The organism is Leisingera sp. ABM4_103 (assembly GCF_056158685.1).
Genome location: NZ_JBSWTU010000005.1, coordinates 625,337 through 643,775, shown reverse-complemented (window position 1 = coordinate 643,775; position 18,439 = coordinate 625,337). Strand labels below are relative to the sequence as shown.

Annotated in this window: 20 protein-coding genes and 1 riboswitch; of the genes, 12 read left to right on the top strand and 8 right to left on the bottom strand. The window is 58.3% G+C overall.

Annotation, left to right across the window (positions count from 1 at the left end; genetic code table 11):
* The first annotated feature begins 13 nt into the window (after window positions 1–13).
* Window positions 14–943, top strand: a complete 930-nt coding sequence (locus ACXAED_RS04680) for a DnaJ C-terminal domain-containing protein (protein ID WP_475047247.1) — start codon at window positions 14–16, stop codon at window positions 941–943.
* On the top strand, window positions 940–1,281 hold the full coding sequence (locus tag ACXAED_RS04675; protein ID WP_475047245.1) for a chaperone modulator CbpM: 342 nt from the start codon (window positions 940–942) through the stop codon (window positions 1,279–1,281). The genes ACXAED_RS04680 and ACXAED_RS04675 overlap by 4 nt, the downstream gene beginning before the upstream one ends.
* Before the next feature lie 1,219 nt (window positions 1,282–2,500).
* On the opposite strand, the gene ACXAED_RS04670 is transcribed toward ACXAED_RS04675, so the two are convergent.
* The gene (locus ACXAED_RS04670; RefSeq protein WP_475047244.1) at window positions 2,501–3,289 is read right to left on the bottom strand and encodes a MauE/DoxX family redox-associated membrane protein; all 789 of its coding nucleotides are present in this window, start codon (window positions 3,287–3,289) and stop codon (window positions 2,501–2,503) included.
* Window positions 3,290–3,306: 17 nt separating this feature from the next.
* A complete protein-coding gene (locus ACXAED_RS04665) occupies window positions 3,307–3,858 on the bottom strand; it encodes a DUF305 domain-containing protein (protein WP_475047242.1) in 552 nt (183 codons plus the stop codon).
* A 123-nt stretch (window positions 3,859–3,981) separates the two neighbouring features.
* On the opposite strand from ACXAED_RS04665, the gene ACXAED_RS04660 reads away from it, so the two are divergent.
* The 5 genes from ACXAED_RS04660 to ACXAED_RS04640 all read left to right on the top strand — a co-directional run bounded on the left by ACXAED_RS04660 (window position 3,982) and on the right by ACXAED_RS04640 (window position 7,106).
* Window positions 3,982–4,140, top strand: a complete 159-nt coding sequence (locus ACXAED_RS04660) for a metal-sensitive transcriptional regulator (RefSeq protein WP_475053017.1) — start codon at window positions 3,982–3,984, stop codon at window positions 4,138–4,140.
* Between the two features lie 786 nt (window positions 4,141–4,926).
* The gene (locus ACXAED_RS04655; protein ID WP_222504322.1) at window positions 4,927–5,262 is read left to right on the top strand and encodes a DUF1636 domain-containing protein; all 336 of its coding nucleotides are present in this window, start codon (window positions 4,927–4,929) and stop codon (window positions 5,260–5,262) included.
* A 164-nt stretch (window positions 5,263–5,426) separates the two neighbouring features.
* Window positions 5,427–5,629, top strand: a riboswitch (cobalamin riboswitch).
* Window positions 5,630–5,663: 34 nt separating this feature from the next.
* Window positions 5,664–5,834: a CbtB domain-containing protein gene (locus tag ACXAED_RS04650; protein WP_222480730.1), complete on the top strand. Its 171-nt coding sequence runs from the start codon at window positions 5,664–5,666 to the stop codon at window positions 5,832–5,834.
* Between the two features lie 4 nt (window positions 5,835–5,838).
* Window positions 5,839–6,537 (top strand): CbtA family protein, encoded by a 699-nt coding sequence (locus ACXAED_RS04645; RefSeq protein WP_475047240.1) that lies wholly within the window; start codon window positions 5,839–5,841, stop codon window positions 6,535–6,537.
* 65 nt (window positions 6,538–6,602) lie between these two features.
* Entirely contained in the window at window positions 6,603–7,106 is a 504-nt protein-coding gene (locus ACXAED_RS04640; RefSeq protein ID WP_475047239.1) for a hypothetical protein, read from the top strand.
* A 583-nt stretch (window positions 7,107–7,689) separates the two neighbouring features.
* Here ACXAED_RS04640 and ACXAED_RS04635 read toward each other — a convergent pair.
* From ACXAED_RS04635 to ACXAED_RS04620, 4 genes are all read right to left on the bottom strand, one after another.
* Window positions 7,690–8,427 carry a tyrosine-type recombinase/integrase gene (locus tag ACXAED_RS04635; RefSeq protein WP_475047238.1) on the bottom strand — a complete coding sequence of 246 codons (738 nt, stop codon included), beginning with the start codon at window positions 8,425–8,427 and terminating at the stop codon, window positions 7,690–7,692.
* Window positions 8,428–8,625: 198 nt separating this feature from the next.
* Complete coding sequence (gene istB, locus ACXAED_RS04630; RefSeq protein ID WP_027234437.1) at window positions 8,626–9,357, bottom strand: IS21-like element helper ATPase IstB; 732 nt, start codon at window positions 9,355–9,357, stop codon at window positions 8,626–8,628.
* Window positions 9,354–10,853, bottom strand: a complete 1,500-nt coding sequence (gene istA, locus ACXAED_RS04625) for an IS21 family transposase (protein WP_475046390.1) — start codon at window positions 10,851–10,853, stop codon at window positions 9,354–9,356. The genes istB and istA overlap by 4 nt, the downstream gene beginning before the upstream one ends.
* 217 nt (window positions 10,854–11,070) lie before the next feature.
* On the bottom strand, window positions 11,071–11,556 hold the full coding sequence (locus ACXAED_RS04620; RefSeq protein ID WP_475047236.1) for a hypothetical protein: 486 nt from the start codon (window positions 11,554–11,556) through the stop codon (window positions 11,071–11,073).
* 120 nt (window positions 11,557–11,676) lie between these two features.
* Here ACXAED_RS04620 and ACXAED_RS04615 point away from each other — a divergent pair, with 120 nt between their 5' ends.
* On the top strand, window positions 11,677–11,835 hold the full coding sequence (locus ACXAED_RS04615) for a ribbon-helix-helix protein, CopG family (RefSeq protein ID WP_154667786.1): 159 nt from the start codon (window positions 11,677–11,679) through the stop codon (window positions 11,833–11,835).
* 322 nt (window positions 11,836–12,157) lie between these two features.
* Complete coding sequence (locus ACXAED_RS04610; RefSeq protein ID WP_475047234.1) at window positions 12,158–13,879, top strand: plasmid recombination protein; 1,722 nt, start codon at window positions 12,158–12,160, stop codon at window positions 13,877–13,879.
* 419 nt (window positions 13,880–14,298) lie between these two features.
* On the opposite strand, the gene ACXAED_RS04605 is transcribed toward ACXAED_RS04610, so the two are convergent.
* Both ACXAED_RS04605 and ACXAED_RS04600 read right to left on the bottom strand, forming a co-directional pair.
* Entirely contained in the window at window positions 14,299–14,658 is a 360-nt protein-coding gene (locus ACXAED_RS04605; protein WP_259966350.1) for a hypothetical protein, read from the bottom strand.
* 518 nt (window positions 14,659–15,176) lie between these two features.
* Window positions 15,177–15,740 (bottom strand): EF-hand domain-containing protein, encoded by a 564-nt coding sequence (locus ACXAED_RS04600; RefSeq protein WP_475047233.1) that lies wholly within the window; start codon window positions 15,738–15,740, stop codon window positions 15,177–15,179.
* 172 nt (window positions 15,741–15,912) lie between these two features.
* Between ACXAED_RS04600 and ACXAED_RS04595 the strand changes: the two genes are divergently transcribed.
* From ACXAED_RS04595 to ACXAED_RS04585, 3 genes are read left to right on the top strand one after another with little or no spacing between them, the layout of a single operon-like run.
* On the top strand, window positions 15,913–16,638 hold the full coding sequence (locus ACXAED_RS04595; protein WP_475053016.1) for a response regulator: 726 nt from the start codon (window positions 15,913–15,915) through the stop codon (window positions 16,636–16,638).
* Window positions 16,635–18,035, top strand: a complete 1,401-nt coding sequence (locus tag ACXAED_RS04590; RefSeq protein WP_475047231.1) for an ATP-binding protein — start codon at window positions 16,635–16,637, stop codon at window positions 18,033–18,035. The genes ACXAED_RS04595 and ACXAED_RS04590 overlap by 4 nt, the downstream gene beginning before the upstream one ends.
* A gap of 13 nt (window positions 18,036–18,048) precedes the next feature.
* Window positions 18,049–18,375: an SHOCT domain-containing protein gene (locus ACXAED_RS04585; RefSeq protein ID WP_261398751.1), complete on the top strand. Its 327-nt coding sequence runs from the start codon at window positions 18,049–18,051 to the stop codon at window positions 18,373–18,375.
* Window positions 18,376–18,439 lie beyond the last annotated feature (64 nt).

Genomic DNA, 18,439 nt, shown 5'->3' with positions numbered 1-18,439 from the left:
GATGAACCTGAATATGACAGACGATCCATACAAGGTGCTTGGGGTTTCCCGGGACGCGACGCAGGCCGAAATCAAGAAAGCCTACCGCAAGCTTGCAAAGTCGCTGCACCCCGACTTGTCGCCTGGCGACAAGGCCAAGGCAGCCGAGTTCCAGCGGGTGGGGGCAGCCTATGACATTCTCGGCGACCCCGAAATGCGGCGCCGGTTTGATGCCGGTGGGATCGATGCCAGCGGGCAGGAACGGCCGCAACGCCAGTTCTATCGCAGGTACGCAGATGCGGACCGCGAAGGCCGCTATCACTCGGCAGGGGGCATTGGTGATTTCGAGGACATCTCTGACCTCTTCGGAGGTATCTTCGGGCGCAAGCACGCCGGCGGCGGCGGAGCCCGCGGCTTTGCAACCCGCGGGGCGGACGTGCTCTATCACCTCGAGGTCGATTTTCTGGATGCCGCGCGCGGGGCCAAACGCACGGTGCCGCTGCCCGATGGCCAGACCATCGAGTTGACGATCCCGGCGGGGGTACGGGACGGCCAGACCCTGCGTTTGCGCGGCAAGGGCCAGCCCGGAGGAGGCAACGGCCCGGCCGGCGATGCCTATGTGGAAATCGGCGTGCGCCCGCACCCGCTGTTCACCCGGGTCGGAAACGATATCGAAGTTGAGCTTCCGGTCACCTTTGACGAGGCGGTTCTTGGCGCACGAGTTGAGGTGCCAACCGTGTCCGGCCCGGTGACTCTGGCAGTGCCCAAGGGCTCCTCCTCCGGACAGCGCCTGCGCCTCAAGGGCAAGGGGATCGCCCCTGCCAAAACCCCGCCCGGCGATCAGTATGTGCGGTTGCGGATTGTGTTGCCGCGCCAGATCACGGGGAGCATGGAAGAGCTCGCACAGCAATGGCGCGATACGGTCCGGCACAACCCGCGCGAAGGATTGGGAAACACATCATGAGTTTGAATGAACGAGAAGTAGTAAAGACCGTGCGCCGCTTGCAGTTGCGGGATCTGCGCCTCTGGGTGCGCAAGGGCTGGGTTAAACCCTCCCCCAGCGTCAACGGTCCGCTATTTGACGAACTCGACATTGCCCGCATCCGGCTGATCTGCGATCTGCGCAAGGACCTAGCACTTCCGTCCAAGTCACTGCCGATGATCCTGACGCTGATCGATCAGATCCACGGCCAGCGCGGTGAGTTGCGCACGATTGCCAACGCCGTTGGCCGCCTGCCGCCGGAAACCCGGCTTGAGATGAGCAAGGCGTTGAGGGAACCGGCTAGGGCTGGGAAACCATGATGAGATGACCGGGCGCCAGACCAAGAGGTGCAACCCCGCTCTAGAAAGCCCGGGAGAAGCTTCGACATATTTTGTCCAAGGAACAGGGCGAACGACAGCCTCACCGGTTTCGGGGAGTTCTCGCAGCCTTTTATCTCCATTCTGCGGCGGTAGTAAATGCAGGTATATTGAACCTACCCGTTGCTGTATGAAATCAAAGCAATTCTAGCCGTTTTCCCATCGCGTCGCCGTTGCTTTAGGCGTTCCTTAGCGAAATCGAGCTTCAGTCGCGCCACCTCCAATTGGCACAAAGCCTTGTCCCGCTGTTCGTGCAGTCTGCGAACGCGAGATCCCGGGTTGCCAAGGGAAGTAACAGTTGGCCGCCTCTGGGAAGGAAACCATAGCCGGGCTTCCCTTACTGCCAACGTCAGTGCTCGGTCGGCATCAAGGTAGCGCTGGAAGGTCAATTTAAGGACACGGCGCCGAACCTTAAGGTCTGCGTGCATGACAACTCCTTAAGCTGCTTCAATCGGTAGCAAATAGTATCAATTTTCTTAGCTCGCTCAAGTTCGTGCAGTAAGCTTTGTGCGCTGTTTTGGGCTAGAACGGCACTTGAACGCCCGCCTAGCGCCACCTTTGACGTACTGCCAGGAAAGACCCCACAAACGTTACGCGGGAGGCGCCGAGAGCGGTAACTTCGTATTTTTATTTTTTGAAGCATTGGGCTTTGTCGGCACTGCCTCCATTTCTGCAAGGCCGCCAATTATTTCAGGCCCAGCACTAATGCAGAAGGGTTCTGTGCCGTCATCGGAAGGCGAACGGCATACGCCGTTCGCCCACCCCTCAAATGCCGATCTTCTTGGTGATACTCAGGACATCTTCAAGTTTGGCGTCGAAAGTGTCATTGGCCATTTGAACATTGCTCCGCTTTGCATGAATGGCCGAATCTCCTGCTGCCATGCAGCGTAAGGTTTTCGGCAATGCAATGGGCCAGCACGCTGCGTGCTTGTAGAAAAACTTCAGCACTTCGGTAATGGGCTCATGCCGCAGGTTCACCGCGCCCGGCGTGAGTTGCCGATCTCCGAGGCAGAGGCCGTTCGCCTAGTCAGGCTTGGACTGGCAGTGAGGCGGGACAATGCGGCCGTTAAGTTTCACACCATCAATGTCCGCTAGAGCCGGATCAAGGACTGCTAACGTGCCTTGCGTCCAACTGTGACGACGGTTTTTGCAGTCAACCAGCTTAAACCATGATCATGACAAGCATTACAATTGCCATACCCATCATCATGAGGTTTTCAGACAAACTCACAAATCCAAGGGGCACATTTGAGTTGCCACCTACGCAAGCACATTTCAACTCTCGTTTGTCGATATACACGGCCTTATAAACGCTGATCGCACCTACAGTGGCGATAAAGAGCGCCGCAGGGGCAGCAAGCCATGTCAACAACATGCCCGTCATCAAAATGCCTGCCCCGGTTTCGACCCACGGGTAGACATAAGCATAAGGCACCCATTTTCGTGCCAGAAGGTCGTAGTTGAGAAACGTCGTGGTGAAGCTCTCAATGTCGCGGAGTTTTTGCATTCCCAAGAGGATCATCGAAACCGATATGAACCACCCAAGCGTTTGCCATGTAATTGCGCCGAGAAAGCCGATCGACAGGATAAGGGCCGTCGCGGCGGCCACAGCGAACAGATAGATTACCGGCTTATAGGTCGTCGCATCCGGGTCATAATTGGTGAGTTTCTGACGCAAATCGTCGTAGCCGCCAACCCTCTCGCCTTCGATCCAGGCCTGAGGCGTGGTGGGGACATCATGCGACTTCTTGAACGCATCAACTTCTGACCGCTCACGGAACAGACGGTCATCGACCTCATAGCCGTGGCGTTCCAGGAGCCACCGTGCCTTTTGTCCCGCTGGACACAGGTGGTTTGGGAGGGCCATGCGGTAAAGAACGGCTGTCTTTCCATTCGCGGCAGTCACGGGGTCTGCCGTCACATCGGCACAGTCGCGAGCGTCTTTGGACATGATGGCTTTCCTTGGTCTCAGGGTTCAGTTCGTGGCGTGCCGGGGGCCGCATCGCCGTTCGCTTCAATGTCTGCGATGTATCGCTTCATTTCTGCTATCTCGCCTCGTTGCGCCTCGATAATCGCATCGGCCAATTCGCGGACGCGCGGGTCGGAAATGTTCGCGCGTTCGCTGGTTAAAATCGCAATGGAATGGTGCGGGATCATCGCCTTCATCCAAGCGATGTCGCCCACGGCGTCTTGCGAGCGCACGAGGTAAAGACCCGCCGTAAAGGCGATCGCGGCCCCTGCGAAAATCGCGATGTTGGCGTTCCGGTTGGCATACATGCCCAGCATGAATGCCAGCATGATCACCGCCATCACTCCGCCCATATAAATCGCCATCCACATCCGCGTCTGGCTGAAGAAAACGTGATCGAGCGCATAGGTGTTGAGGTACATCAGTCCATACATCACAGCCGTCGAGGTGCCGATCATGGCGAAGAACCGGCCATATCCTCCGGATTGTCCGGCATGACTAGCGTGATGCGTATTGCCTGAATCCATTGTAGTGTCGCCGTGACGTGCCATTTTCTATCTCTCAAATGTATCCATATTGGAAATTTAACCAGAATGTCCGCCGAAGGTTCCAAACGAATGAGAAATGGCTGCGTGAAGGGGAGAAGGGAAACAACACTGCATCGGTTTTAGAGACTGGAAGGACAGGTGCGCGGCGTGGCGGGCGTGGTCGAGACCGACTGCTACTGCATGGATATTCTGGCGCAGACGGTAGCGACCCGATCTGCCATCCTAGGCGTAGAGAAGCTGATCCTTGAAAACCATGTAGAGCATTGCATCGAGGCAGCCATTTAGAGCGGCGGCCCCCAAGAGCAGCGGGGCAAGTTCGATGAGTTGATCGGGCTGTTGCAGAAAGCGTCAAAATAGTCCGATCAGTCGAGCGCACTACACAGCCAGAGCATCACTACCAAAGCAATTACCAGCGGCACGTCCATGCCACGGCAGAACCCCGGAAAGTATCCGCAATGACGCGTGTGCGCCAACAATCGCGAGACTGACGAAGCCGGTGGCAGGTCCGGTGTGAACGACCATTTCTATCTCGTCGCCGGTCTGAATCGCGGTCTGGCGAAGCTCAGGAAGTTAAAGGAGACCTTCGCGGCACCTAAAAGACATTGGAAGTTTGGGGTCTTCCTACTCTTTCGCCGCGCCTGGGGTGAATGGCCGATCCCCGAGACCAGTGCCGTTCACCTGGTCGGTCATGGACTGGCAGTGAACGGGATGAATCCGTCCTTCGCCGCGGCTGCTCAATCCTTGCTTCGGTTGCGAGGGAATGGGAAGGCAGTGTTTGCCACCCCTAAGGCTGCTAGAGGGCAACAGTTCTAACCCGCAGGGCCGCTCGCGATACTTCGCAATACCTGGATTCTACGGTTTGTCCGCCTCTGTGCTCCGCGTGGCGAAGTTCTGGACAGAAAGCATTCGAGCGACTTGCGTCAGCAAGCTGCCCCCAAGCACATTTGCCTCAAAACTGACTATGGACTCTTTTGGAAATTTGGCTTCAAAACTGGCATTGAAGCCAAGCTTGCAAGAGACCAAGCGACGTAGGCTTCCAAAAGATCGCTCGATTTAGGACCTGTTCGGCGCATGAGCCTGCCCACACTCACCTTATGCCGGACCTGCCGCGACGCGGATCCAGCCTTTTTGGGGCAGGTCGCCGCGGCGTTGGAGGCTTCGGGAGGAAAGGTAAGGTTGCAGCAGGTGGAATGTATGTCCGGTTGCAAGCGGCCGCAAACCCTAGCTATGCGGCAAAGCGGGAAGACCGCCTATCTGTTCGGGGAAATCACCGCGGGTGACCTGCCGGACATCCTGACCTTCCTGCGGATGTATGAGGTTAGCCCGGATGGCAATTTTGCCGATGCCAGGCCGCTGGGCCGACTGCGGTTTAAGGTGATCGCCCGCATCCCTGCGGATCTGGACTGAACCGCCTGCTGCGGGCAGGACAAAGAGATCCAGCAGTTTTTTTGCCGAGAAATCGGAAATTATCAGGGGTTCCTGCCTTCCGGTTTCCGCCCGTGCATGACGCTGACGTGTTGTAAATTGGCGGAATCATCCTTGACCGGACTCCTCCGCACGGGGCATTACCACATGATACGGTGTCTGATGGTGCCTAAGCATCGGGACTGAAACGGGAATGAGGACGGTGGACCAAATCGCGGCACCGAAGCCTCAACCGCCCCCGCGACTGTGAGCGGCGAGCGGCCTTCCACTAGCCACTGGCGCAAGCCGGGAAGGAGGAAGGCAGCTGCGACCCGCGAGTCAGGAGACCGGCCGTATGGGAACGCAACTTATGCCGTCGGGTGTGACGGTAAGGAGGACGACAAATGACGACCAAGACGCTTAAGGCTTCCGCCGCTGGCACGAGTGTACTTCCGGCACTGTTTGCAGTGGTTCTGGGGCTGGGGATCATCACGCTGACCGGCCATGTTCAGGCATCTGCCCTGCACGACGCCGCGCATGACGTGCGCCACGCAACTGGCTTCCCCTGCCACTAAGGCCATGTTCAGTCGCATTCTGACCAGCGGCCTGTTCGCTGGTGCTGCAGCAGGGCTGATTACCGCCCTGCTGCAGCTGTATTTCGTGCAGCCCGTGCTGCTCCACGCCGAACTCTACGAGGGCGGCGAGCTGGTGCATTTCGGCGCTGATCCCGTAACCGCGCACCCCGACCTGCCCGGCATGTTCGCCGAGCCGATGCGCGATGGCCTGAGCATCATCTTCACCATGCTGACCTACACCGGCTATGCGCTGGTGATGGCAGCACTGATGTCGGTGGCCGAACGTCAGGGCCATGAAATCAACGCGCGCACCGGCATTCTATGGGGCTTGGCGGGTTTCATCACCTTCCACTTCGCGCCTGGTCTAACGTTGGCGCCGGAGGTTCCGGGTGTGGCCGCCGCCGATGTTGACGCGCGCCAGATCTGGTGGGGGGCAACTGTGGCTACCGCCGGCGTTGCCATGTGGTTGATCGCCTATGGCGGCAGCCTGGCGGGCTATGCCGTCGCGGCCCTGCTGCTGCTGGCGCCGCATGTAGTCGGCGCGCCTGAGCCCGAGAGTTTCACCGGCCCGGTTCCGACCGAGATCGGCGCGCTTTTTGCCGCCCGTGCCTTTGGCGTCGGTATGGCCGCTTGGGTGCTTCTGGGCAGCTTCGCCGGATACTTCTGGCAAGCCGAAGGCAAGCGCGCAGAAGCAGCCGCCTGATTCCGCCTCAGCCAGATCCCCACCAGGTTCGCCTGGCGGGGACATTCATTTTTGAGGAAACCGATGTGTCCCGCTCACTCGCTCTATTTGCCATCGGCCTGGTGTTCGGCGGCGGTGCCGGCTTCGTGATCGCAGCCGGCAATGGCGTCACCTTCGATGGCCATGACCATGGCAGCGCTGACCATCACGGCGGCGGCCATGGTGAAATGACCGCCCATGACCATTCCCAAGCTGTCAGCCTAGTGGCAGGCCCGGATGCACCCAGCGTCGCCATCCAGCTGCACAAGGACCCGATGGCCGGCTGGAATTTGCAGGTCACGCCGCAGAACTTCCGCTTTGCACCTCAAAACGCCTCCTCCGCGGACGTGGACGGCGAAGGCCACGCGCATGTCTATGTGAACGGCGAGAAACTCGCTCGGCTCTATGCAAACTGGATGCATATCCCAGCCCTGCCCGAAGGGGCAGAAGTGAAGGTCTCGCTCAACACCAACAGCCACAAGACGCTGCAGGTGGTGGGGGAGCCGTTGGAAGCGAAGACCAGCGTCCCAGCGGGCGGTGATGGCTCCTGACTGCAGCGTTCGCTCGTAGGAATCTCAGCGCGGCCTTACAACAATATCACTGACTGAAAGAGAACTTGTTAAAAGATATTCTGCTCGCGGCGAAAGGACGCTTTGCCCGGCAATATGAGAGTCCGAAGACCTCAAAATTTGGCGCAGGCAGCGAATGTCGGGAAAGCAGGCTGCGGCTATAGCAAATCAGAGCCGTGTCGAGTGTCCAATTCGGGACGCCCCTTCCCGTGAATTGTTGCTACGCGCGCAAAATGCTGCATCTGCTCGCTCGGTAAAAAGGGCTCGAAACTCGATTTCGCCGCACGCAGCATGAACGTCTGCTTGCTCCGATGGCAAACCAATGAGTTAATAATGAAGACTGGTGCGAGAGTGGGGAGTTTGCTGATAAAAAAGTTTAGAGGTTAGTGGCGCCTTGGTGAAAAAGACTATGTGTCACCCTTCACCAATTGCCGCAATCTGACGGGTGAGCGCGGGGCCAGCTCGCCGCACCCCGCCTGCGAAAGTGAATGCGCTCATGGCTAAAAAATGGCGTGTATGCGGAGCCTAGGCTAACCAAATCAACTCATTCACCCCGGCAATCTACCTACTTAATAACCCTGATCTTTTCCCCGAAAATAGCTTTCTGCCCTTGATCTGCCTGCAACTGTGTACGGAAGTCCCAACCGTGCGCCAAAAGCTTCTCTGGCAGATCGGCGGGGGCCAGCTTGGAATACTTGAGCGCCATATCTGGTTTCTTCCAGCCGCCACGCGTCATCAGCAGAAGCAAGTCCTTGTTCATCGCATAGTGCCATGTGGCAAAGGTATGCCGCAGCGTGTGCGGGGTCACATCGCCTCCTAGTTTGGCCGCAACACGCGCCTTAGTGAAGGCAGCTTCAATCTGACCGCCGCTGCCGGTGCTGAGTTTGTACGCCTGTCCCTTCGGCGTGCGGAAAACGGTCCCGGCTTCCGGCAGTCCTGAAGCAGCAAGCAGACGCATCACACGCGCCGGAAATTCGGCCATTTTCAGTTCGCCATTCTTGGATGTCGGAATGAGCGCTTGACGGGTTTCTAGGTGAAGGTTTTCACATTGCAGCCCCAGCGCCTCGCTGGTGCGACAGCCGGTTCCAAGCAGGAATGTCACGATCGGGAGCAGGTGTGGCTCGCTTGCTTCCAGTAGGTCCTCGGCCTCGCCAGGTGTCAGCCAGCGGATTTTGGACTGCGGCTCCTTTCGACGGCGGAACCGGCGCGGAATCACATGGCCATCGTCAGCGGCTAGATTGTAGATGGCGCTGATGGGGGTGATGATCTGCCGGTTGATGGTGGCGGGTGCAGCGTCGGGCATCAGGATCGCCCGTGCCGCTTTGTTCGCCGCGTCATTGTCGACGTCGGCCAGCCGTGTCTTTTCCCCGAAGTTGTCAATGAGCGTTCAAAACTGACCCGGTTTCAGCGTTTGAATTTGACCCACCCCTTGTGGCGCAAAGGCCCCAGGCGGGCCGCCCTCATATAGCGAGTCCGACTGGGGGCTTTGCTTGCGCGACGTTTATGTTTTTCTGCGTCGCTTGCTCTGTGCGAACCGGTATGACGTGTTGCCTGTCTCGATGATTGCGCAGTGATGGGTTACGCGATCCAGAAGCGCGGTTGTCATCTTGGCGTCACCGAAGACCGAGACCCATTCGCCGAACTCCAGGTTCGTCGTGATGATGACACTGGTCTTCTCATAGAGCTTGCTGATCAGATGGAACAGCAACGCGCCGCCGGACTTGGGGAACGGGATGTAGCCCAGCTCGTCGATGATGACGCAGTCCAGGGCCGAGAGCTGCCGGATGATCTTCCCGGCATTGCCCTCGGCCTGTTCCTTGATCAGGGCGTTGATCAGGTCGACGGCGTTGAAGAAGCGCGCCTTCTTGCCGTTGCTGATCAGGGTGGTTCCAAGCGCGATGGCGATGTGGGTTTTGCCGGTGCCGGTTCCGCCCACCAGGATGAGATTATGTGCCTCTTCTGTGAATTGGCCTGAGCAGAACGGCTCGATTTGGGGCTGGGTGACGGCGGCCGCGCTGTAATCGAAGGTGGCGAAGTCCTTGTGGTGGGGGAACTTCGCAATCCTCATTTGATACTGGATGGAGCGCACCCGCCGCTCTACAGTCTCAGCGTCGATCAGTTGCTTTATCGCTGTGGTCAGACTTGGTGGCTTGCGCGCGGACAGCAAATCATGGGCGCAAGCTGCCATCCCGTGCAGCCTCAGGGCGGTCAGTTGGTCGATGAGGGCGTTCATGCGGCAGCCTCCTCAGCCGAGCACAGCGTCTCATAGCGCTTGCAATCGGCCTCGGGCCGCAAGGTCAGCTGCGGATAGGTATAGGCGTCGCTGAGCGGCGTGATGACCGGCTCCACCAACTGGTTAATCAGGTTGATGATGGCGGGCAGGCGCAGGGTGTTTTGTTCCACCGCCAGTTCGCAAGCCGTCTCGACCACCTCGACCCCGTGATCCTGGGCCAGCAGAAGCAGATCGACGAACTCCCGATCCCCGCCTTTGCCGGCCATGTAGTGCTCCCTGATCTGATGCATGGCCTCAGGCAGTTGCCAGTCCACAAAGGGGGCGCCGTCGCGCAGGGCGCCGGGCTTGCGATCCAGCAGCGGCACGTAGTGCCAAGGTTCAAAATAGCTGACATTGCGGGTGAAGCGACGCTTGTGCTCGGCGATGACATCCTGGCCCGACACCAGCACGATCCGGCCTGCATAGGCGCGCAGCGACACATGTTGCCCCGCGAACCGGGACGGCACGCTGTAGCGATTGCTGGCATATTGAACCAGGCAGGTGGAGCGAACACGAACGGTCTTTTCCACGTATCCGTCAAATGCTCGCCCCAGAGGGCGCAGTTCGGCGCGTTCGTCTTCGAACAGCTCTGCAATCGTGCGATCCGATTGCTCGGGATGGGGCCGGTTTGCCAGCTCTTCACAGCGCAGGCGCAGCCAATCGTTCAGCGCATCGAGATCATCAAAGGCAGGTTTGGGCACAAACAACCGGCCGCGCAAAAACTGGACCTGGTTCTCGACCTGTCCCTTCTCCCAGCCCGCAGCCGGGGTGCAGGCCACCGGCTCCATAACGTAATGGTTCATCAAGGCAAGGAACCGGGGATGGAATATCCGGTCCTTGGAGCGGGAGACATAGGTCACCATGGTCTTGGGGTTGTCGATGATCACCCGGCGTGGAACCCCGCCATAGAAAGACAGCGCCTGCGCAAAGGCATCCAGCACCATCTCCTGGGCTTCGCCGGGATAGGCGACGACAAAGGGCTTGCGGCTGTGGCACAGGCGGAAATGGGCAACCTTCACCTTCTGCTCGATACCGCCCAGGACAACCCGTTCTTCGCTCCAGTCAAATTGCAGCGCATCGCCTGCCGCAAAATGCAGCGGGATAAAGGCCTCGCCCGAACCGGCACCGGCCCGCCTCAGATCGCGGACAAATCGCTGAACTGGCGAATAGGAACCGGTGTAGCCTTCCACCACGAGCTGCTCATAGAGCTTCTGGGCCGTCCGCCGCTCCCGGCGTGGTCGCTTCTGGTCCTGATCGAACAGCTCCTGAAGCCGAAGATCAAACCCGTTGCACAGTTTGTGCCGAACCGGCGGGGCCTGGCGCTGGTAGCTCGGCGGGCTCTCATCCTTCAGATACTTCTTGATCGTGTTCCGCGATAATCCCGTCGCCCGCGCAACAGACCGGATGCTGCGTCCCTCAACCAATACCCATCGTCGGATCTTCGACACGCTTTCCATCAGTAACACCTGCTCTTTCCTCCGCACTTTTTGTGCGGATGTTAACGAAAACAGGTGGGTCAATTTTACTCGCTCATAACCCACCCAAGTGGGTCAATTTTGCACGCCGATTCACACACCTGCCGGGAAAATCTGGAATTGGGCATGAAGCGGCCGGGCGCAGGCGGGGAGAACCGCCGCGGGCCGGGTCAGGTTATGTCACGGGGGATTGGGGGGATCAGACCGGCGCGAATTCCGGAGCTGTCACTGCCATCTCCACCACGGTGTCGACTTGCCGCGCCGCGCGGTTCAGCGCTTCGCGGACACCGGGATCATCGGTAGTGAAAAGGTCCCGGTGCTCATGCATCAGCTGCTGGAATCGAAGTGCCTCGTCCAGGCTCTCAGATTCGATCAGAAAGTGCAGCAGCATGCTCATGCGCTGCATTGGCAAATTTTCGGCACTGACCACTTGTGCCGTCAGGATGTCGCCGCTGAGTTGAAGACAATCCTGCCACTTGGCTTCGGCGGCCTCTTGGATATCGGTGGACGCGGGATCCCAGGACAGCGCGTGCAACAGATCACGCTCCAATTCGAGGGCTTCGTCCACTGCTTTGGTCAGCGTGTCGAAGGTGCGGGCGATGAAGGTGGGGCTGTCATCTGGGACAGATGCGGGCCACGGGTCTTTCAGCGCGCACTCGCGCGTGATAACGGGGATGGTAGTCATGCTGGTCTCCTAGTCGAGGTCAGTGTGATTAGGGCGAGGTAAGAGGTTCCAGCTCTTGCCTCGCCTGAACAATGTGCGATAATGCCATCATGATGTCAACATCAAAATGGTAATATCGGAATGGCCCCTCCCAAGAAAGACACAGAAGCGCTAACGCTCAGATTGCCGCGAGAACTCATAAATGCAATCGATGACCGACGTCGTCTCGAACCTGATCTCCCAACCCGTCCGGAAATGATTAGGCGCGCATTGATTGACTGGCTGGAGAAAACAAGCTGATCGGCAACAGGCTACGGAAGCGAAACACCCTTCACCCCTTCCAGATTATCGAAAAACAATAAGTCATCCCAGGCCCCCGGCAGGGCGGGTCCAGCAGGCTGCTGGCCGCAGGAAGCTTTTGAAGGCGAAGGCCTGACAAAAGCTGACGAGGAGGGGATCGAAGGGGGTATCCCCCTCGCGAACGGCAAGTTGCAATCCTGGGGCCCAGCCCAAGATTGCAACTTGCCTAGTGAGTACAAGCCTCACAAAAAAAAATAAGCCTATCGGGATTTTCTTCGTCTTCGCGGAGACTCGGATCAGAGAAGCAGATCCGAGCAGCAAGATGACCCTACAGCCCAAGTTCACCCAAGCCCAGCCCGTAATTCTAAATGAAGCACCGGTTGTGCTGCGATTTGCAGGCTTGTTTCCGCGGGACCTTGGCAAGTTCAAGATGCATGACAAGCGCGGCGGCGGCGACCTGGATCATGTCGACCAGGAGCTGTCGCGGCTGAACCAGGTGCTGGCCGGCGAGCCGGGCTGGCAGCAGCAGATACGCGGCGAAATTGCTGAGATGCGCCGTCACAATCACGAGGAGCATTTGCGTGCCCTCAGAGCCAAATCACGCATGAAGGACGCCAGGAAGCTGGAGGCGGAAGGGCCTGCAGACCCCTGGCGGTCCTGCAGCAGAGGTCCGCTTCGGGAAGGCATCATCACAGTCAACAAAGATTGGCTGGGCGGGGCAGGGCTCTCTGAATGGGATCCGGAACGTGTCTCTGCTTTCCGCAAAACCGCCATGTCGTTCCTCGGTCAAAACTTTCCACATGGTCAGCTGCGCTATGCAAGCGCCCACGTCGATGAGGAGGCTTACCATATCCACTTTGTCGTGGCCGTTTGGACCGAGAAGCCATCCGCCAACCGCGGGCATCAGATCCTGCTGCAGCCATCTGAGAACCCGCTCATCAAGAGCTATGAGCATGCCCAGGATCTTGCCGGAGAGGCCTTCGAGACAATCGGGATCATCAGGGGGGAGCGCCGAGCCGAGGCCCGGCGCCAGGCGCGGGCAGAGGGAAAACCTCTGCCCGAGCGGCGGCAGCATGTGCCGCCATCAAAGTGGCGTGCCGAGGAGCGCCTCAAGGCGCAAGCGGAGAAGAAGCGCATCCTGGGCGATGCTCTGGATGAGGCAAAGGCGGCCGTTGAAAACGGCCGGGACCTGGCCAAGGCCACGGTCAAAAAGTCGCGCAAGCGCGCGGTGAAAGAGGCGCGGGCCCGCAAACAGCGGACCGCGCGGGAAACTGCAAAGATGATCCGCCGCCGCGATGCGGCGGAGGCAGAAGCTGTGCAGAAGGAAAAAGCGGCTGACGCCGCGAATGCTCTGAAAAAGAAAATTGTGGCTGAGGTCGGGGCATTGGAGCCGAGGGTTAAGGGGTATGAGGCAAGGGCGGAAGAAGCTGCAGAAAAGTACCGGGACGAAACGGCAGCGCGAAAGGCCGAAGAGGAAAAACGCGCGCGGATTATCCAAGAAAGGCAACAGGCCGAGCAGGTGCTGAACGCCACGAAGGCAGAGAAATCTGATCTGGCCGCTCAACTGCGGCAGATGGTTCAGCACCGCGGCCAGGAAGAGAAAGCAGTTGCTGAGGCCCGGGCTGCCCGGCTGGCTGAGGAGAAGAGGCTGCAGGAGGCAGAAGAAAAGGTCCGGTTGAAGGCTGCGGAGGCAGAGGTCATCACGGATGCCATCGAGACCGGGTTGGATTTGGTTGCTGATGGGGCGGTCTTCTGGCGGGAGGCGTCTGCGGATCAGCAGGCAGGCTTGACTTGGGGCGCGGCCGCCCCGGATACCAAGGGCGAGCGGGATGAAAAGCTGAAAGAAATCCGCCCAGCAATGCGGATGGTTACGCGCATTGCTCAACTGGTGGCGCGGACCGTGAAACGCGTCCTCGCCAAGGAGCGGCAAAAGCTGAAGCAGGACGCGGATTATGTCCGCGGCCTGCGTCAGAAATGGGAACCGGAAGATGCAGCGAGGCTGTCGAGGATCACGCGTGGGGAGCCGGGGAATGGGCCGGTGTAAGCAACAGTGCGAAATACATGCCAAAATGACCTCTGAGACGATCCGCTCAACATGCGGATCCAGAGACTTATTTAAGTGCCTCGTCAGGAACAAAAAACGCGAGGGTATTCAGAAGTCCAACCGGCTCAGAAGGCACTATCAAGTGTTGTCCATTTTTTGGATACGGTCCCCTGGTGGTTTCAGAAGTGCCAAGCGACGTTCAGGTCGTGCTAGATATCATCGAAAAAGCTGTCAGAGCTGTGGACGAGGGTTACGAAAGTGATACGGTCGCCTGGTTGTCGAATTGGTGTCTGACGCCGAAGCTCGAAATGGTCTCGGTGAGCGCCTTCGGCCGGACTAACCCTTGCCGCTGTTCTCAGTATAGCTGGACAAAGGGTTTCTGAGCCAACTTCAGGGTTGGTATGACGCTTTGCTTGCATTCAGGATATTGCTGTTGTGCAGAGCATAGCCCAAAGGTCGTGCTGCCAATCGCCGCTGGGGGTGGCTGTGTTGATCATGAATTTTTTGAGACCAGTGTCGACATATGCCGGTTCTCCGCATTTGACCCGAACCGGGTGTTTCCTAGTGTCGTCGTAGAGAACTGTGCCGTTCGCATCTGTTTGAACCAGTTTGATGGCGACTTCAAAGTCAAAGTCTTCCTCGCTGGTGACCTGGTATTGGGTCACGCTCAATTGAACCGTGGTGGCGTCCGGGAAACTGGCTGTGTGAAAGACTGTCTGTTGACCCGCGCTAGGCGTGGCAACAAGAAGAAGACCAAACACTATTGGAAGGATATACATATCCCAACTCCCGCAGCGCTCGCCTCGTGACAAAAATAGCACAAATTGCCGCTGCGCACGACTCGAAAATTTGAAACGTAATGAGCTGTTCCAATCTTCGGTGCGCCCTGCGCTGGACCCAGATGCCGCAGGCCGGTGCCAAAATGTTTCACAAATATAGAACTTTAGAGCTTTCGCGCCGGCAGATCGGCTGAGCCGTCGGGAATGACGTGACGGCCGGTAATCTGCTCCACGGTCCACCGGGAACGCGTCCAGCAGCTGCGTGTTTCCGTGTCTCGGAAACGGTGCGAGTGCATCATTTGCGGAAATGACACGGGTACGGCTATGGGGCGAGAAAAGGGATCTACTTTGCATTAGCAGTGGGCAAGCGAGTAATTGTTCGATCACTTGCCCCAAACTTGCCGCTGCTTAGAAGTACAGCACAGATGCCCAGCTTTTGGGGATACGTTGAGATACTTGCCCCTAGAAAGGATGCCATCAGGCTGTGCCAGGTGGCATCCTGTAAAGAGTCTTGAGGATCAGTTATCCTTTGGCTGGTCCATCATACCATTGCCGGGCTGATTGCTTTTGGGTTGCTGACCGCTATGGGCCATGCCGGATCCTGCCATCATCTGCTTCATACGTGCCGTCTGGGCTGAGATCTCTTCCTCAGTCACCGAGCCGTTGCCGTCTGCATCGAGATGTTGAAAACGGTCTACCATTTGTTCGCGGATAATAGCGCTGTGGAAGGATTCGAACTCATCGATCGAAAGCGTGCCATTGCTGTCCGCGTCGTACTCCTTCAGAGCGGATTGAAGTTTTTTCGCCAACATGCCGGGTTTGCCCATGCCCAACATCTGGCGGTCCATCATGGCGCTGCCCATGGCGTGCGGCCCGTGCATCTGCATCATCATGTCATGCATTCGCTTCATGTCAGACATCATGCCTCGGCCCATCATTTGCAAATCTGCATTTTGTTGCATCATGCCTGATGTATCGGCGCCGGGCTTGCCGCCGTGGCCGTGGCTTGCCTCTGCCAGTGCTGCACCCGCCATTGTGCCGGATACCGCAAGAGTAAGCGCAAGAAGTTTCAAATTCGTCATGTCCAGACCTTTCCCAGGGTGTTTGGATACAGCCAATCTGGGATTTCAGGCGTGAGCTTGCCAGATCGCCGGGTCGGGGAATTGTATCGCTCTGTCACAGCCGAAGCGGTTGATACACTCTGCGACAAAACTCTGCAGGACCACTTGCAGCAATAACCTATAGTCGATGCAAATGAATGAAATGCCTCATATTCTCGTCGTTGACGATCACCGTGAAATCCGGGCTGCGGTAACACGATACCTGGAAAAGAACGGCATGCGCGCAACTGCAGCGCAAGACGCGGCAGAGATGGATGCGAAACTGGCAACCGGGCATTTCGATCTCATTGTTCTGGACGTGATGATGCCGGGTGAAGACGGGCTGTCGGTCTGCCGGAGACTGTCTGGGGAAGGCGGTATCCCAATCCTTATGCTGACGGCCCTTGGGCAGGATACAGACCGGATAGTCGGTCTGGAGATCGGTGCCGACGATTATTTGCCCAAGCCTTTCAATCCGCGCGAGCTATTGGCACGCATCAAAGCGATCTTGCGCCGCACCGATCATTCCGAACCATTGGCAGGCCGCTTGGCTGGTAAAAACGTTCGGTTTGCCCAGTGGGTGCTGGACAGCGACCGTCGCGTCCTTATTGACGGCACTGGGCAGGAAATCGCCCTGACCGGTGCCGACTTCAAGCTGTTGACGGTTTTGCTAGAGCGGGCGCGTTTGGTCCTGAGCCGGGATCAGCTTATGGATTTAACTGCGGGACGGCGGGCGCCGCCACTGGATCGGACAATAGACAACCAGATCAGCCGTTTGCGCCGCAAGATTGAGCAGGACCCCATGCAGCCGCGCCTGATCATCACCGTGCGCAACGGCGGCTATAGCTTGGCGGCAGATGTAGAGGTGATGGACGGATGAGGCGTGTCCTCAACAGTCTGCGCGGCCAACTGGTGCTATTGGTGATCCTGGCGCTGGCCGCCGCTCAGGCGGTCAGCCTTTGGCTATTTGTCGACGAGCGCAGTTTGGCGGTACGCGCGGCTCTCGGAGCGGAAACTGCTGGACGTGCCGCCAATGTGGCCCGGCTGATCGAAGAAGCGCCTGCAAGTCTACACGCCTCAATTCTACGGGCTGCGAATTCGCCGCTGGTACGGTTCGGTATCGCACCGGAGCCCGAAGTCGAACATATGACGCATAACGGCAATGGGGTCGTCGAAGAGCGAGTGCGGGCACTGCTGGATGGTAACTTCAGCCGCGAGATCCGGGTTGAGCTGCATGAGGTTGATGGCGCGGATCTGCCGCTGCCTCACCTCGATCAGGAAATGGCCGCTATGCATCGGGAAATGATGCGCGGACACATGTCGGCGATTGAATTGAAGCTGTCCATTGCGTTGTCTGGCAGCCAATGGCTGAATGTTGATACCCGGTTTGAACGGCCGCCTTTGCAATGGCCGCTTTATTCGACACTGACTTTTGCGCTTACAGCGGGCTTCATTCTAATTGTTGTGTTCTGGTTCCTGATGAGCAGGGTAACGGGGCCGCTGCGCAGGCTTTCCGTTGCTGCTGACCGGTTGGGGAGGGGAGAAGACGTGGACGCACTGCCTGCGGTAGGGCCATGCGAAGTGCAAGATCTGACCGATGCGTTTAACCGGATGCAAGAACGCCTGAAACGTTTTGTTGCAGATCGCACCCGGCTGCTGGCGGCGTTGGGCCATGACCTTCGATCGCCTTTGACAGCTATGCGGGTCAGGGCAGAATTTGTCGACGAGGAGGAAACCCGGGACAGCCTCATATCTTCGATCGAGGAAATGCAGAGCATGGTAAACTCGGTATTGGCTTTCGCCCGGGGGCTAGCGGTGTCCGAGCCGCTAGAGGTGTGTGAACTGGGCAAGTTCCTGGAACAGCTGCGCGCTGATATGCTTGATCGCTTCGATTTACATCCAGGGGTGACGACAGAAGTTGGCCTGCGGCCAAACGCGATGCGGCGGGCTTTGCGCAACGTGATCGAGAACGCGCTGCGCTATGGTGGCTGGGCGCGGGTTGGATACGGGATCGATGGGAAAAACGCTTTGATCACTGTGGCAAACTCCGGCCCAGGTATTCCCGAGGAAGATTTGGAGCGGGTGTTTGACCCGTTTCTGCGGCTGGAGGCGTCGCGGTCGCTGGAAACCGGCGGCTACGGGCTTGGCTTGTCCATCGCCCGTACGATTGCGCGGGCTCATGGCGGCGATATTACCCTGGCTAACCGTCCTGATGGCGGGCTGCTGGCGACGCTCGCAATCCCTCTTGCGAAGGATCAAACCGAAATTGAAACGTGAAGCGGAGACAATGATGAAACGACAGGTTGCAACTCTGGCGATTGTGCTTCTGCCCTTGGCTTCTTCTGTGGCTTGGGCGGATACTTCGGGTGACTGGGACCGGGGATATGGTCACATGATGTGGGCTGGCGGCTTCGGTATGCTCGGCGCCCTGATGATGCTGCTGTTCTGGGGAGCGTTTATTGCTCTCATCGTAGTGGCGGTGCGATGGCTAACTGACAAGCGTAGCGCAGGCCCGGACACCTCTAGTGACGCGCTGAAGGTGCTGCGCAGCAGGTTTGCGCAAGGTGAAATTGACGAAGAAGAATTCAGGCGCCGCAAGGCCGCACTCGACGAATGACATCTCATGCTCCGCGTATTGCGGCGCGTGTCAGAGGCTGAGCCGGAGGCAGGGGCTTGTGAAA